The following is a 15,949-nucleotide window of genomic DNA, read 5'->3' as shown; positions in this document are numbered from 1 at the left end:
TCAAAGTGGATTCGTTTTTTATATGGAGTTTTTGTTTACCAAACAGGTCGTATGCTCGATGATAATTTTCCTGTATTTTCTTTAGTAACGAATGTTGTTAAATCCTCTTTAAGCATTTGCATTCGTTCTGCACCTATGTTTGCAATCCATCGTTGTTCTATTTCAGCTACTATTTCTTCTTTTGCTTTCATTACTGCTAAACCACGCTCGGTTAAAACAATAATTTTACCTCTTTTATCAGTAGGATGCGTTTGGCGCGTGACATAACCACTGTTCTCAAGAGAATCTACCATTTTACTTATGGCTTGTTTTGAAACCCCTAAAGATTCAGCTAGTTCTATACCGGTTGCTCCATTAGGAAGGATGCGTTTGAACATAAAACCATGCGCTGGCCTAATATCTTCAAATCCCAATTCACTTAATTTGTCGTGTAGTTCAGTAATTAATGTACTGAAGGATAGTGATAAAAGTGAAGTAAGATCTAGTTCGTTAAGTGTTTGATGAGTCATGTATATAACCTCCTTGCTTATAGTCAATTAAATTGACTATAAGTAGAATCTATTGTACTATACAGGATATAGTCAATCAAATTGACTATATAATGGTAATAGAACAAATAATGATTTATCTAAATAAAATCAATGAATTATGGAGGTTTCACATGGTTAATATCGTTAAAATTAGAGGGAGTGTATTTGCACCGTATGCTTTGCTGAAACCTATTCAGGATCCTGCGATGGGAAGAGTGTTTGAATATGCCGGAGATGCACGTGAATTTACACCATACGCTGTGAACACAAAGCGTTCAAGATTAGAACAAGAAGTGGTTGTTGATTTTTATAAAAGAGAAATTTTCACATATGCAGATGCTTGTATCGTTACTGTGAAAATTACAAATCCAGATGGCTCAATTGAGTATCAAAAAGGAGAAACAAGTACAGAAAACATTGCATGTACAAATATTGTATGGAGTGAAGATGAAGTTTTATTTGAAATGAGAGCAAGTGCAAGTAATCCGTTAAACGCGGCAGCACCTGCAGCTGATTATTTTTTGACTATACGAGTTAATGATAGTGGTACTGTGCATGTTGAAGGTTTACATGATGGTTTTCCTTGCTATGAATTTTATAAACAAATCGACTTTGGTTCATTTGAATTAATATATACACATGATTTCAGGAAAACGGATGATACCCCAGCAGCACTAGCTGGAGAAATGGAATATAGCTTTAAAACGAAAATCTAGATATAAATATAGCGCTATTTTTTAGAAGGAAGTAGCAAACGTAAAAGAGAAAGCTATTGGTTCTAGGATTGAAATTGTGGTCTATTTTATTCAATAGTATGCAGTATATAAAATTAGAATTACAGGGGTGTTTCTTATGACGAATATCGTTAAAATTAGAGCCAGTGTATTTATTCCAATGTCTTGGACGGAACCGAGTAAGGATGTACAAACAGGAAGAGTAATCCAATTCGAAGGTGATTCACGTGAATTTACACCACATGCGGTAAATACTATGCGCTCTAGAGTTGAGCAAGAGGTAGTAGTAGATTTTTATAAAGAAGAAGTGTTTTCATATGCAAACACGGGTATTACGACAGAGAAGATTACAAATCCAGATGGTTCTGTGAATAAAAGAACAGGAAAAGCGAGTACTGAAAATATTGTGTGTACTCATATTGCATGGAATTCTGATGGTGTCCAATTCAAAATGAGTGCCAGTGCAAGTAATCCATTAAATATATATGCACCTCCTGTGGATTATTTATTAACTGTATGTGTTAAAAAGGATGGTAGTATCGATATTCAAGGAGAGCATGATGGATTCCCTTGTTATGAATTTTATAAACAAGTAGATTTTGGTTCATTTGAGCAAATTTATACACATGATTTTAGAGAAACTGGTGATACAGCTGAAGCTTTAGGTGGAGAGATGGATTATAGTTTTACAAAGAGATTATAGGAGGTAGGATAATAAAACGGTTGATTCTTTCTTTCGTAAATGAAATGAATTTTTTGTAGTAGATATATTGTATTAGTCATAGTATCCCCCGCCGAGTATTAGCCATCACCAATTGGGCATTTACGGGAAGTTGATCTCCCACCTAACTCCTTTTCTTTACAGCCGAATCCTTGGAAGAACTAAGCTTTTTTAACTCAAAGTAAAGAATGTAAATAATTTCATTGTTTTGTTAAGTCAATGTAATTAATAATGATAATCATTATTAATTACATTGACTTTTAAGAAAAGAAAAATTAGAATTTATAAAGGGGATCCTCAATTGTTCGCTATCATTTATATAGGAGGTAAGTTAAAGTGTATAGCTTTATTTCTATAAGATGTAGATTGGCTCTTTACAGTTTTGGTGTTCTCTTTATCTTTTTTTATATGGTATTTTGGGTGAATCAGAAGGTATATGCAGAAGATGTACCTTGGACATCAGTTTCGAATGAGGGAGAAAGAGTACTTTTTCAAGAACAATCTTTGTATAGTAATGATCTAAGAGGAGAAGATCTTGTTTCGCCTTCGTTTGAAGGGCGTAAACATGGTAGGGAAGATTGGGGATATTTATTGGAAAATACTAAGTTAAATTATTCACCTAATATTCTTACCTATTCTGTTATAGGAATAGATGATCGAATACGGGTCAATGATACAACTTCATATCCGTATAGCGCTATAGTCCATGTAGCAACTCAGTATAATAATGGAGAAATTTATGGGTGTACAGGAGCACTAATTAGTAAAGATACAGTGCTTACAGCTGGACATTGTATTTACAATAAAGAAATTGGTGGATGGGCGACAAATGTTATTGTAACTCCAGGTCGTAATGGAGGACAAGCACCGTATTTACCTTTTAAAGGAACAAAACTTTACTCAGTAAGTGGATGGACTGATAATGGAAATTCAGATTATGATTATGGAACGATTAAATTAAATGGGTCTCCCGGAGATTATACAGGGTGGTTGGGATATAGAACTACCTATGTAGATTCACCAAAAGGTTTACTTGCGGTGATTCCGGGATATCCAGCTGATAAAGTAGGAAATGAACGTTACACAATGTGGAGAGACTATGGTCCAATTGAAGGTGTTAATCCTAGAATTTTAACATATAGGATTGATACTTATGAGGGGCAAAGTGGATCACCTGTATACCATTATTTTGATACGGGTGTCAGAATAATAGCCATTCATACAAGAGGAAATAAAAATATGAATTCTGGAAATCGGATAACAGACGATGTTTTTAATAATATTAAAAAATGGTCTGAATAAATATAGTAAGTATATTGGGATTTTGTTTTGTATATTGGTCATAATCTTGATGTCTAGTTGTATAGCAAATAATGAGGAGAATGCTAGTAAGGTTGGTAATCCTATAACTTTCTATGTTCAGAATAAAGAGAAACAACCGATAAAAGATTTTGAAATTATGCTTATAAAAGATGAATCACCTGGGCCTAGCAAAGAAATCGTAATTTCGATAGGGAAGACTAATCAAGAAGGAAAATTCATTTGGAAGACTCCCAGAAAAGGGAAGTATATAATTTTACTGCCGAATAATGAGAAAAAGGCGATTGTGATTAATGATAGAAATATAGCTGAATTAATAACGATTAACGTAAATTAATGAATAAGGATAGGCCGAAACCCGCCATATGGTTGATTCGGTCTATTTTTATCTGGTTAGAAAGTATAAATTATAGGCTTAAAATTAAAAACTTTACAATATACCCTAAAGGGTATATGATATTATACAAAGTTACAAAGTAATGTATAATATAGTTATAATTACGGAGGTGGTCTACAGTGGAATATAATCAAGATATGAAAAATAGATTGAAACGTATTGAAGGTCAAGTTCGTGGTGTGCTTCGCATGATGGAAGAGGGAAAAGATTGCCGAGATGTTATTACACAGTTAACTGCATCCCGTTCTGCACTTGATCGTACAATTGGACTCGTTGTTGGAACAAATTTAGAGCAATGTTTACGTGAGCAGTTTGAGACAGGTAATGGCTCAAATGAAGAGTTAATCAAAGAAGCTGTTCAATTACTTGTAAAAAGCAGATAATCTGTCAAACGTATGTGTTGACAGATTTTCAAAAACATTTCATTATACCCATACAGGTATACGTATAATAATTAGGGAGGAAATGATTATGAGTATAAAAGTTGATACGAGTTTAGACTGTAAAGGCTTGGCTTGCCCGATGCCAATTGTGAAGACAAAAAAGGCGATGGAAGGATTGGCATCAGGGCAAGTTATTGAAATAGAGGCGACAGATAAAGGTTCTACGCTAGATATTCAAAGTTGGTCAAATAAAGTAGGGCATCAATATATTGGAACGAAACAAGAGGGAGATATATTAAAGCATTATGTAAGAAAAGCACACGAACATGAAGTAAATGAAGTTGTGAAGTATCCTCATACAATTACGAATGCGGAATTGCAAGATCTATTATTAAGTGGTGAAGAGTGTACTGTATTAGATGTTCGTGAAGCGGCGGAATTTGCCTTTGGTCATATTCCATCTGCCATTTTGGTTCCATTAGGTGAAATAGATAGTGCTAGGTTAGATCATGTGAAGTCAATTTATGTTGTTTGCCGAACTGGTAACCGTAGTGATATAGCGTGCCAAATGTTGAAAGAGAAAGGTTATTCAAATGTGAAGAATGTCATTCCAGATATGTTAGAGTGGCAAGGGAATGTGGGGAAATAAAATTTTTTAAATAAAAACATACCTATGGGGGTAATTGGATGAGTGTTAAGATATTACAAGCAAAAGAGGTCGCCGAGAAAGTTTTATTCGGAGAGTTGTTTATTTTAGACGTTCGGAATGAAACGGACTATGAAGATTGGAAAATTGAAGGGAAACAAGTTTCTTCTATAAATAAACCGTATTTTGACTTATTAGATGGTGTAGATCATATTGTAGATGAATTGCCGAGGGAGAAAGAAATTTTAGTCGTATGTGCGAAAGAAGGTTCTTCGCAGTTTGTCGCAGAGCAATTGTTACATGCCGGATTCAATGATGTTTATTATTTAGCTGGTGGTATGAAAGCTTGGAGTGAATATGTAAAGCCGTTAAAAGTAGGAGATGTACAGGGCGGAGGAAGTGTATATCAATTTAACCGTCTTGGAAAAGGCTGTTTATCTTATATGATCGTCTCAAACGGTGAAGCAGCAGTTATTGATGCAGTCAGAACGGTTGAAGCATATGAAGATTTTGCGGAAGAGTATGGTGTTACTATTACGAATGTCATGGATACACATTTACATGCAGACCATATTTCTGGAGGACGTAGGTTAGCTGAAAAAGTAGGTGGTACGTATTGGTTACCTCCAAAAGATGCGGAGGAAGTCGTTTTCTCATATAAACCGCTTGTTGAAGGATCTGTTATTACGGTGGGGGGTACCAAAATTGAAATTGACGCATTATACTCACCGGGGCATACGATTGGAAGTACATCATTTATTGTAGATGATTCCTATTTATTATCAGGCGATATTTTATTTGTAGATTCAATCGGGCGTCCAGATCTTGCTGGGAAGGCTGAAGATTGGGTGAGTGATTTACGAAATACGTTATATAAACTTTATAAGGAACTGTCTCAAGATTTAATTGTTTTACCGGCTCATTATTCAAAAATAAGTGAAATGGACGACAGAGGCATTGTGAGTGCGCATTTACAAGATTTATTTAAGGAGAATGTAGGGTTAAATATTGTTGATGAGGGAGAGTTTCGTAAAACTGTGACAGAGAACTTACCGCCTCAGCCGAATGCTTATGAAGAAATTCGTCAAACGAATATGGGTAAGATTTATCCGAGTGTGGAAGAAGAGCGTGAAATGGAGATTGGCCCAAATCGTTGTGCAGTTCATGATTCATTATAAAATAACAAACTGGAGGAATAGATGATGAATGTAAAACAAGTATTAGATGCGAAGGGTTTAGCATGTCCAATGCCGATTGTAAGAACGAAGAGAGCGATGGATGCTTTACAATCTGGAGAAGTGTTAGAAGTACATGTAACGGATAAAGGATCAGTAAAAGATATTCCAGCATGGTCAAAAACAGGCGGTCATGAAATAGTAAAGCATAATATAGAAGACGATGTGCTGAAGTTTTGGATTAAGAAGGCGTAGTGAAGAACTAGTTTTGTAAAGGCGGAGAGGTTGTTTTTATGAATACAATATTAAGTACGCTTTTCATTGTAATTGCTGCATGGCTTGTTATTTCACGTTTTTTACCGGTGAAAGGTGTTCAAAATATAAATGGAAAAGAATTAAAGAGTATAGTGGGGAAAAAGGGAAAACAATTTATCGATGTTCGTACAGCTGGAGAATATAGAGGAAATCATATGAAAGGATTTCAGAATATCCCACTAAATGAGTTAGCTAGTAAAGTAAATCAGTTAGATAAAAATAAGGAAGTAATTGTTATTTGTCAGAGTGGGATGAGAAGTAAGCAAGCAGCAAAAGTATTAAAGAAATTAGGATTTCAGCGCATTATAAATGTTTCAGGCGGTATGAACGTTTTGTAAGGGGAAAAGTAGCATTAGGTGTAGCTAGATGATTTGAGCCTTTTTACAAATTTTAAAATACCCCTATAGGTAATTAGGAGGAGAACAACATGGAACAACAGAAGAAAACGACGATTGTTTTATTTAGTGGAGATTATGATAAGGCGATGGCAGCTTATATTATTGCAAATGGTTCAGCGGCGTACGATCATGAAGTGACTATTTTTCATACTTTCTGGGGTTTAAATGCTCTTAGGAAAGATGAGCATGTGAAAGTAAAGAAAACATTTATAGAGAAAGTGTTTGGAAAAATGATGCCGCGCGGCGCTGATAAGATGGGATTATCAAAAATGAATTTTGCCGGTATGGGACCAAAGATGATTAAAGGTATTATGAAAAAACATAATGCGATGCCTTTACCAGATTTAATCGATTTGGCGAAAGAACAGGGAATTAAACTTGTAGCTTGTCAAATGACAGTAGATTTATTAGGGTTAAAAGAGGAAGAGATTATGGATGGGGTAGAGTTTGCAGGAGTAGGAGCTTATTTAGCAGATGCTTCGGATGGGAATGTGAATTTATTTATTTAAATCACCTTCTTTTTAGAAGGCGGGGGATACAATATGAGTTTAACAGTACTACTTTTTATTATTGGGTTTATAGGCTCGTTTATTTCAGGAATGGTTGGGATTGGCGGTGCAATTATTAATTATCCGATGATCTTATACATTCCAGTATTGCTAGGATTTGCTGGATATACATCACATGAAGTGAGTGGTATTACAGCGATTCAAGTGTTTTTTGCAACTTTTGCAGGCGCGTGGGCGTACAGGAAAAGTAACGATATGGATAAAACTTTAGTTGTGTATATGGGAGCTAGTATATTAATAGGAAGCTTTGTAGGTAGCTTTAGTGCGAATCTATTAAATGAGCATGCTGTAAACGTTGTTTACACATTACTAGCTACTATTGCGGCTATTATGATGTTTATACCGAAGCGAAGCAATCGTAAGAGGACAGAAGGAATTACGTACAATAAGTGGCTCGCTAGTTTGCTAGCGTTTATTGTAGGAAGTGTTTCCGGCATTATTGGGGCTGGTGGTGCATTTCTTTTAGTACCGATTATGCTAGTTGTTTTAAAACTACCGATACGTACAACAATAGCAACATCTATCGCTATTACTTTTATTTCCTCGATAGGAATTACTACTGGGAAAGTGATTACTGGACAAATAGTTGTTATTCCGGCTCTTATCGTTGCGATAGCAAGTTTATTTGCCGCTCCTCTTGGAGTGAGAGTAGGGAAGAGAGTGAATCAAAAAGTTTTGCAATACGTATTGTCTACTTTAATTGTAGGAACCGCGATAAAGATGTGGGTTGATATGATATCGAAATAAAAAGATGGTGCTCTTGTAGCACCATCTTTTTATTTACGCCCAAATAACTTTCATTAAGTTCTTATATTCATCGTTTGCCAGTTTATATAGCATTCTCGTATGTTCAAAGACAAGTGCGGGATTAAAGTTTGGTTCTGAGAATGCAAGAGATGTTGAAATATCAATTGCATTTTGTTTGTTTAGCGTGAATTTTGCAAATCGATAAGATGTGTTTAATTCATTGATGACATGTAAAATATCATTTGTTGATGTTGAATCAGGTACAAGAGCAACATTGAAGCAGTATATATCCACAGCAGGATGTTCGCTTTGGAAAGCAGCGATAAGTTGAATTTTTGCGCCAGCTTCTGTTTCTAATCCTACTGAAAAATGTACCGAACCATCATTTTCATCTATATTTTCTTCCATGTATATATCGTTTGATTTTAAGTACTCTTTAAAATCTGAAATGTTATGTTTTACTGCAGCTTTCATATGCGTGGGCCCCCTGATAATTGGAATAGATTACTACTATTTATTATAATTTAAAAATATTAAAAAAGATAGTTGGAAAGTTCTGATTTTTTATTTTGAAAGCATTAAAAAGAAGCAGTGCTCTACCTCCATAGAGCACTGCTTCACTTTATTCATTGTCATTAGACGATGTTTCTGTATCTTCACTGTTATTCTTATTTTGAGTTTCATCGTTACTTGATTCGCGTTCACTCGTATTTTCAGACGTAGATGCTTTTGTTTTCTCTGAGCTTGTTTTTTTCGAATCAGAATCAGATTTTGTATAGGCAGGTAGTCCAAGGTGACTACGAAGTTCGTTTGTAACATTAGCTAATTCTTTTTTATCTGGATTGTAGTAGTAAGTTCGACCACCACCAGCTGACTTACTACATGTATCATCACCTTTTGCCATGTAACAATCTTCACCTTGAAGTTGTAATTTCTCAATTTCCGAATCCGATCCATATTTATAGAATGAAAGCATGTCATCGAATGTTAAGTTTGTAACGAATTGTCCGTTAATATCATCAATGATGTTTCCAACTTTTGTTACGGATCCAGCGCTTGTTAGTTTCTTTAAAATTGATTCAATAACAAGTTGCTGACGTTGTCCACGCATCGCATCACTATCAATGTGCCTTGTTCTAGCAAGAGCAAGAGCTTCTTCACTATTTAACTTTTGAACACCTTTTTTCAGGTGAATTGCTTCGGCGTTATCATTACTATCTTGTTCAGTAAACTCAACTGGTACGTCAACTTCAATGCCGCCTAAATCATCAACGATTTTCATGAATGATTTAAAGTTGAATTTTACAAAGTAATCGACGGGAACATTCATTAATTTTTCAACTGCATCAATACTAGCTTGTGGTCCACCATCTTTTCCGTTTTTAGTAGAACCGAATGCATGAGCGTGTGTAATTTTATCTTTTTTCTTTTCTACTGGAATATAAGTATACGTGTCACGTGGAATACTTAATAGCTTTACAGTTTTGCTATCTTTATTAAACGTTGCAAGTAATAGTGCATCCGTTCTTATAGCTTCACCATATTCTTTCCCACGGACATCGCTTTCATCAACACCCATTATTAAGACAGAGACGTTATTTGTAATAGGTTTTACAGCTTTAGCACGTAAATCAGACTTATCACCGCGTGCTAAATCGTGAGCGGCGTTTCGAACAGCAGAAGATGCTTTATTTACTAAAAACCATGTATAACCGCCACCTATTATTAAAACTAATAGAATAACGCTTATAATAATTTTTGTTTTTTTCTTACTATTTTTCGGTTTAGTTCGTGTATTTTCTTGTAAAGATGGGTTTTGCTCCATTTCTTGTACTCCTTCATTTGGATTGAAATACGACACTCATATCCACTTATTATAATGAAATTTAGCGAAAAAAAACATTACAAATCATTTACATTTCGTAAAAATTCAATTTATTTATAAAAAGTTAGATTTTCTATATTTTATTTTTGAGATGTAGAATAAGTATAAGTTGTTTTAGTAGAAATGAAAATATGTAATGTGAGAAAGTGATAGAGAAGTAAGATTTGTTGAAATATAGCCAAGAAGATGTGATTAGCTGTATATGTACTTCTTATATAATAAAGAAGGATTTTACGGATGAAGGAGAGAGCGTAATGAATTATACACCATTCCGAGCAATTGTCGTGAAAGAAAAGGAAAATAATCAATTTGAAAGAAAGCTTGTTGAGAGAGAAGTAAATGGTTTACCTGAAGGAGACGTATTAATACGTGTTCATTATTCTTCATTAAATTATAAAGATGCCCTTTCAGCTACTGGTAATAAAGGTGTAACGAGAACATATCCTCATACACCTGGCATAGATGCAGCAGGGGAGGTAGTTAGTAGTGAAAATAACGCCTTTCAGGAAGGCGATCAAGTTATTGTAACTGGATATGATTTAGGTATGAATACTTCTGGTGGTTTCGGAGAATATATTCGCGTGCCATCATCTTGGGTTGTTCCTTTACCGAAAGAAATGTCTTTGAAGGAAAGTATGATGTACGGGACAGCCGGTTTTACAGCTGCCTTATCGGTATATAAGCTCATTAGAGCGGGAATTACGCCTAGTATGGGAGATGTTTTAGTAACGGGTGCTACGGGCGGAGTAGGCAGTGTAGCAGTTAGTATTTTAGGGAAGCTAGGATATAGCGTAGTAGGGGCAACAGGGAAAATGGAAGAGAAAGAGATGCTGCTACGTTTAGGTGCAAGAAAGATGATTCGCCGCGAGGAGTTGAGTGATGAATCAGGAAGACCGATGCTTAAAGGAATATACGCTGGGGTTGTCGATACCGTAGGCGGAAGCATGTTAGAAAGTTCTTTAAAGGTAGTTAAGTATGGAGGCTGTGTAACAACGTGTGGGAACGTAGCAGGGCACGAATTAAATACAACTGTATACCCATTCATATTACGAGGGATTAGCCTTTTAGGAATAGATTCAGTTCAATGTCCAGTAGATATGAGAAGAGAAGTGTGGGCATTGCTAGCAGGTGAGTGGAAAAATTCAGAGCTATTATCTTATACAGAAGAATGTACATTAAAAGAATTAGATGAGAAGTTTACACTTATACTGCAAGGAAAGTTAAAAGGAAGAACGGTTGTAAAGATGAAATGAAAAAAGAGACGCTTACATTAGCGTCTCTTTTTCTAATTATAATGATTGTTTTACTGCTAGTTTACCTTGCTCGCCTAAAACACCATCAGCAATATTTACAGCGTGATCACCGATACGCTCTAAGTTACTTACCATATCAACGAAGATGATACTTGCATCACCTGAACAGCTACGTTCGTTCAGACGTAATACGTGACGTTTACGTAGAACACGTTCCATTTGGTCAATTTTACGTTCTTTTGCAATAACCGTTTGTGCTAGTTCAGTATCGAAGTTTGTTAAAGCATTGATTGCATCTTGTAATGTTGAAATTGTTAATTCAAGCATTTCATTTAATTCAGCTAGTGCTTCATCTGATAGTGAAACGCGGTTTGAAATTTGGAAATCTACAAGTTCTACAAGGTTTTCTACATGATCACCGACACGTTCAATATCTCCAACAACACCTGCTAAAACTGAATGTTTTTCAGAGTCTGTAGGTGAAAGTGGTTTTTCTGATAGTAAAACTAAATACTCGATAATTTTTTTATCTAAATTGTTAATAGCTCCTTCTAATTGAGTAGCCATGTTAGCGTGTTTTTTGTCTTGTGTATTTAAAAAATGATTAGCTTCTTTTAGTCCATCTAATGAAAACTCAGCCATACGAATAATTTCTTTTTGAGCTTCTGTTAAAGCAATCGCTGGAGATTGCTCAATAAAGATTGGATTTAAATGCTGTGGTTTGAAGTTAATAGATGCATCTTCACCACGAATAAGTTTTGTTACAATCCATGCTAATACTGCAATGAATGGGAACTGAATGATTGTATTCGTTACGTTAAACGTCCCGTGTGCAAATGCAATTGTCATTTCTGGATTTAAGTTTAATGACGTTTGGAAATATTGAATTAAACTTGTAAATGGTATTAATATAATCGTAAAGATAATGGTACCGATAATATTAAAGATAACGTGAACTAATGCTGCACGTCTTGCTGCAATTGAAGTACCGATTGCTGCTAATACGGCTGTAATTGTCGTACCGATGTTATCACCGAACAATACAGGAAGAGCAGCTTGTAAATCAATAGCACCTTGACCGAATAGTTCTTGTAAAATACCGATTGTCGCACTTGAACTTTGTACAATTAAAGTGAAGACTGTACCAACAACAATTCCTAAAATTGGATTATCACTCATGCTAACCATTAATTCTTGGAATGACTCTAAAGAACGAAGAGGCTTCATACCTGCGCTCATTAATTCTAAACCGAAGAATAACATACCAAACCCAAATACGACTTGACCTAAAGACTGTACTTTTTTATTTTTAAAGAAGAATAGTAAGATTGCTCCAACTGCCATAACTGGGAGAGCGTATTCTCCGATTTTAATCCCGATAATAAATGCAGTAACTGTCGTTCCGATGTTCGCACCCATAATAACACCGATTGCTTGTCTTAATGTCATAAATCCAGCACTTACAAGTCCGACTGTTAAAGCGGTTGTTCCTGAACTTGATTGAATTAATACTGTAACTAACATACCTGCTAGTACACCCATAAGAGGGTTTGTTGTAAAACGATCTAGAATATCGCGAAGACGATCTCCAGCTGCTTGTTGCAGTCCATCGCCCATGTATTTAATCCCGAATAAGAAAATACCTAATCCACCAATGAACTGGAAGATCATATCTTGAATATTGTATTCCACGCATTCCACTCCTTAAATTTCATGTACGATGTAATTATTAACTAAACCTTGAGGCACTGTAAACGGTTTATCAGTAAAATTTACACTAAATTTACAAAGGGATAAAAAGTTTACAAATCTTTAAAGAAACACCTGGTTTTAATTGGTTTTCAACTTTTGTAAATGGTATTTTTGTAAAGGAGTCACACTTTTTAGAATAATATTTTTCGATTACATATGAAAAAAAGCGTCTGCGAGTTCATCGTATATTTTTTGATGAAAGTTAAAAAAATATGTAGGGAAATGCCTGTAGTTTTATACCATCGAAAAATGGGGAATGTTTAACGTGTATTGATTAGTATGAGGTTATTGTGGGATGAAAAAAGCCACTGAATTATCCAGCAGCTTTTTCTGTATTTTTATCTCTATGCTTTTGTTTTCTTATACTTGTAATATAAATGAACAAGAAAGCAATAAGTAATAAAGAGGAATATCGATATACAGTTGCATAGTTGGTAAAGTGTGCAATGAATCCAAAAATAATCGCTCCAGCACCAATTCCAAGATCAAATGCTGAGAAGAATGTTGCTGTTGCTACTCCTCTCCGGTGCGGTGCTACTCGGTCAATCATCCATGCTTGTAGTGCCGGTTGAATTGCTCCGAAACCACTGCCGTAGCACGCTGCGGCAATAATTAAACTCGGAATTGTAGTTGTATACGACAGCAAGATAATACCTGTAAACGTAATAATAACTCCTGGAATGATGACGAATGTATGGCCTTTCGTATCATATAATCTTCCAGAAAACGGACGAGTTACAGCGATTGCAAGTGCGTTAAATAAAAAGAAGAGACTGATATCAGCAATCCCGACTTCTGTAGCAAATAATGTGATAAAGCTCCCAATTCCCCCGTACATTAATGTAATACATAATATTAATAATGAAGGAAGTAAAGCTTTACGCTCAATAAATCCATCGAGAAAGGTACCAGATGTTTGCTGTGGTGGTTGCGGCGATTTTTTGATTTGAAGTAGTTTCGTTAATATTAATGAAACTATTGTGCATGAAAGTGCACATAAAAAAAGAATCGTGAAGTTATATGCTTGCATAAGCCAAAGTCCAATAAGCGGACCGAGCGCCATGGCAATAGTTCCAGAAAGACCGAAGTATCCCATGCCTTCACCGCGGCGAGCTTGCGGAATTAAATCTGAAACGACAGTTCCGTATGTAGTCGTTGTAATACCAAAACCAGCTCCGTGTAAAATTCGAACGGCAAGCAATAGGAAAACGGTTGAAGCGAAAAGGTAACTGCCCATAGCGAGTAAACAAATAGCGGTACCGATCATTAAAATGATTTTTTTGTTGAATTTCTGCAAGGCATTTCCAGTTAGCGGCCTAATAAAAAGTGCTGCAACGGTAAACATGCCGACAACGAATCCGATATTTGAACTTGTGCCTCCAATTTCTTTCACATAAACAGGTAAAGTTGGAATTAACATTTGAAATCCTAAAAACATACATAAGTTTGCTAGAATTAGCGCAATAAACTCTTTTGTCCATAACGGTTCTCGTTTTACGAGTACTGCCTCTCCCATATATTCATCCCCTATATAAAAGTTTTCCCGCGTTAACGGGCAGTAAGACTCTCACCTCAAAATTTGGTTGGAGCAAAGAAGTTAGGTGGGAGCCATGCTGTCCGTAAACGCCCGATTGGTGAAGGCTAATAATCAGTGGGGGATGAACAAAACCCCGCACTGATTAAAGTTTCACTTTATCTCTGTTCTTTCGAGTATATGTATTGGTCAACATAACAGTCAAGGAAGGTGTCTTGAAAGCGGATAACAATTTTTTAGGTGAAAAACTGACAAATTTGTGGAAAGACTACACAACTATGAAAAAAAGATGTAAAGTATAGATGTATAGACTAGTAGTTGTTATGAATGATAGAAATTGTTTTTTCTTTAAAGAAAGCGGATTCAAATTGTAGTGGAAGAAAAGGGGATACATACTTTTTCGCTACGTATATTTGAAAAGGTTTACAATATGATGAAGAAAGAGGCGTGTACATATGAGACGATTAGGTATTTCTATTTATCCAGAACATTCGACAGTAGAGAAAGATAAAGAGTATGTAACATTAGCGAGTAAATACGGATTTACACGTGTATTCACATGTTTATTATCTGTAGATGGCGAAAAAGAGAAAATTATAGAAGAGTTTAAAGAAACGATCTCTCATGCAAATGCATTAGGGTTCCAAGTATTAGTTGATATTAGTCCGTCTGTCTTTACACAATTAGGTATTTCATATAATGATTTATCGTTCTTCCATGAGTTAGGAGCGTACGGTATCCGTTTAGATGTTGGATTTTCTGGTTTAGAAGAATCGATTATGACTTACAATCCATACGGCTTAAAAATTGAAATTAATATGAGTAACGGTACGAAATATGTAGATAACATTATGAGCCATAGACCAAATCGTGAAAATTTAATTGGTTGCCATAATTTTTATCCACATCGTTATTCAGGATTATCATACGATCATTTCATTAAATGCTCGAAACAATTTAAAGATTACGGTATGAGAACGGCTGCTTTTATTTCATCATTTGATGCAACATACGGACCTTGGCCAGTAACAGAAGGGTTATGTACGTTAGAGCAGCATCGCGAATTACCGATGACAACACAGGCGAAGCATTTGTTTGCAACAGAATTAATTGATGATGTTATTATTGCGAATGCTTATGCTTCAGAAGAAGAATTACAAGCACTAGGTGCGTTAAATAAAGAGAAACAAACATTTGATATAGAACTATACGATACAACAACAGATTTAGAAAGAATTATCGTATTAGAAGAACCTCATTTTTATCGCGGGGATGTATCTGAATATATGATTCGTTCTACACAAAGTCGTGTGAAATATAAAAAAGAAGAGTTTAAACCGCATAATACGCGTGAAATTAAGCGTGGCGATCTTTTAATTGATAATGAGAAATATGGCCAATATAAAGGTGAATTGCAAATTGCTTTAAAAGATATGGTGAATACAGGAAAAACAAATGTAGTCGGCCGAATTATAGAGGAAGAAATCTTCTTATTAGATTATTTACAAGCTTGGGATAAGTTTGGATTTACGCTAAAGAAATAATGAACGCGGGATAAAAGGGAAAAAACTACTGATTTCAGTGGCTTTT

Annotated in this window: 18 protein-coding genes; 13 read left to right on the top strand and 5 right to left on the bottom strand. The window is 35.3% G+C overall.

Translation table 11 applies throughout. The features are described from left to right. Nucleotides 1–35: 35 nt before the first annotated feature. Complete coding sequence (locus tag ABH955_RS25735; protein ID WP_012260356.1) at nt 36–509, bottom strand: MarR family winged helix-turn-helix transcriptional regulator; 474 nt, start codon at nt 507–509, stop codon at nt 36–38. 152 nt (nt 510–661) lie between these two features. Here ABH955_RS25735 and ABH955_RS25730 point away from each other — a divergent pair, with 152 nt between their 5' ends. From ABH955_RS25730 to ABH955_RS25680, 11 genes are all read left to right on the top strand, one after another. Continuing rightward, nucleotides 662–1,246 (top strand): DUF3238 domain-containing protein, encoded by a 585-nt coding sequence (locus ABH955_RS25730; protein WP_404455428.1) that lies wholly within the window; start codon nt 662–664, stop codon nt 1,244–1,246. A 136-nt stretch (nt 1,247–1,382) separates the two neighbouring features. Beyond that, the gene (locus ABH955_RS25725) at nt 1,383–1,967 is read left to right on the top strand and encodes a DUF3238 domain-containing protein (protein ID WP_002150439.1); all 585 of its coding nucleotides are present in this window, start codon (nt 1,383–1,385) and stop codon (nt 1,965–1,967) included. Nucleotides 1,968–2,393: 426 nt separating this feature from the next. Further along, the gene (locus ABH955_RS25720) at nt 2,394–3,287 is read left to right on the top strand and encodes a trypsin-like serine peptidase (protein ID WP_227493848.1); all 894 of its coding nucleotides are present in this window, start codon (nt 2,394–2,396) and stop codon (nt 3,285–3,287) included. Further along, nucleotides 3,253–3,642 (top strand): DUF2606 family protein, encoded by a 390-nt coding sequence (locus tag ABH955_RS25715; protein WP_219917220.1) that lies wholly within the window; start codon nt 3,253–3,255, stop codon nt 3,640–3,642. The genes ABH955_RS25720 and ABH955_RS25715 overlap by 35 nt, the downstream gene beginning before the upstream one ends. 179 nt (nt 3,643–3,821) lie before the next feature. Beyond that, nucleotides 3,822–4,085: a metal-sensitive transcriptional regulator gene (locus ABH955_RS25710; protein WP_000456201.1), complete on the top strand. Its 264-nt coding sequence runs from the start codon at nt 3,822–3,824 to the stop codon at nt 4,083–4,085. A gap of 88 nt (nt 4,086–4,173) precedes the next feature. After that, entirely contained in the window at nt 4,174–4,734 is a 561-nt protein-coding gene (locus ABH955_RS25705; protein ID WP_404455431.1) for a sulfurtransferase TusA family protein, read from the top strand. Nucleotides 4,735–4,772: 38 nt separating this feature from the next. Continuing rightward, on the top strand, nt 4,773–5,909 hold the full coding sequence (locus tag ABH955_RS25700; protein ID WP_404446075.1) for an MBL fold metallo-hydrolase: 1,137 nt from the start codon (nt 4,773–4,775) through the stop codon (nt 5,907–5,909). 21 nt (nt 5,910–5,930) lie between these two features. After that, a complete protein-coding gene (locus ABH955_RS25695) occupies nt 5,931–6,161 on the top strand; it encodes a sulfurtransferase TusA family protein (protein ID WP_002134528.1) in 231 nt (76 codons plus the stop codon). Nucleotides 6,162–6,199: 38 nt separating this feature from the next. Further along, nucleotides 6,200–6,559: a rhodanese-like domain-containing protein gene (locus ABH955_RS25690; RefSeq protein ID WP_404455434.1), complete on the top strand. Its 360-nt coding sequence runs from the start codon at nt 6,200–6,202 to the stop codon at nt 6,557–6,559. 89 nt (nt 6,560–6,648) lie between these two features. After that, complete coding sequence (locus ABH955_RS25685; RefSeq protein ID WP_002087459.1) at nt 6,649–7,128, top strand: DsrE/DsrF/DrsH-like family protein; 480 nt, start codon at nt 6,649–6,651, stop codon at nt 7,126–7,128. Nucleotides 7,129–7,161: 33 nt separating this feature from the next. Further along, the gene (locus ABH955_RS25680; RefSeq protein WP_002186718.1) at nt 7,162–7,935 is read left to right on the top strand and encodes a sulfite exporter TauE/SafE family protein; all 774 of its coding nucleotides are present in this window, start codon (nt 7,162–7,164) and stop codon (nt 7,933–7,935) included. Nucleotides 7,936–7,968: 33 nt separating this feature from the next. On the opposite strand, the gene ABH955_RS25675 is transcribed toward ABH955_RS25680, so the two are convergent. Both ABH955_RS25675 and ABH955_RS25670 read right to left on the bottom strand, forming a co-directional pair. After that, on the bottom strand, nt 7,969–8,409 hold the full coding sequence (locus ABH955_RS25675) for a hypothetical protein (protein ID WP_002029912.1): 441 nt from the start codon (nt 8,407–8,409) through the stop codon (nt 7,969–7,971). A 148-nt stretch (nt 8,410–8,557) separates the two neighbouring features. Beyond that, nucleotides 8,558–9,760 (bottom strand): LCP family protein, encoded by a 1,203-nt coding sequence (locus ABH955_RS25670; RefSeq protein ID WP_404455439.1) that lies wholly within the window; start codon nt 9,758–9,760, stop codon nt 8,558–8,560. Between the two features lie 314 nt (nt 9,761–10,074). Between ABH955_RS25670 and ABH955_RS25665 the strand changes: the two genes are divergently transcribed. Next, on the top strand, nt 10,075–11,073 hold the full coding sequence (locus tag ABH955_RS25665; RefSeq protein WP_404446088.1) for a YhdH/YhfP family quinone oxidoreductase: 999 nt from the start codon (nt 10,075–10,077) through the stop codon (nt 11,071–11,073). Between the two features lie 36 nt (nt 11,074–11,109). Here the strand turns inward: ABH955_RS25665 and ABH955_RS25660 are convergent, their stop codons facing one another. Together ABH955_RS25660 and ABH955_RS25655 are read right to left on the bottom strand one after the other, a co-directional pair. Next, a complete protein-coding gene (locus ABH955_RS25660; RefSeq protein WP_404455442.1) occupies nt 11,110–12,765 on the bottom strand; it encodes a Na/Pi cotransporter family protein in 1,656 nt (551 codons plus the stop codon). A 373-nt stretch (nt 12,766–13,138) separates the two neighbouring features. Further along, nucleotides 13,139–14,341 (bottom strand): MFS transporter, encoded by a 1,203-nt coding sequence (locus tag ABH955_RS25655; RefSeq protein ID WP_201051277.1) that lies wholly within the window; start codon nt 14,339–14,341, stop codon nt 13,139–13,141. Nucleotides 14,342–14,814: 473 nt separating this feature from the next. Between ABH955_RS25655 and ABH955_RS25650 the strand changes: the two genes are divergently transcribed. Continuing rightward, nucleotides 14,815–15,903, top strand: a complete 1,089-nt coding sequence (locus ABH955_RS25650) for a DUF871 domain-containing protein (RefSeq protein WP_113768969.1) — start codon at nt 14,815–14,817, stop codon at nt 15,901–15,903. Nucleotides 15,904–15,949: the final 46 nt, after the last annotated feature.

Source organism: Bacillus sp. RC240 (assembly GCF_044907945.1).
GTDB lineage: Bacteria > Bacillota > Bacilli > Bacillales > Bacillaceae_G > Bacillus_A > Bacillus_A mycoides.
Note: the sequence above shows the minus strand (reverse complement) of the source record. Positions and strands in the feature narration are given on the sequence as shown.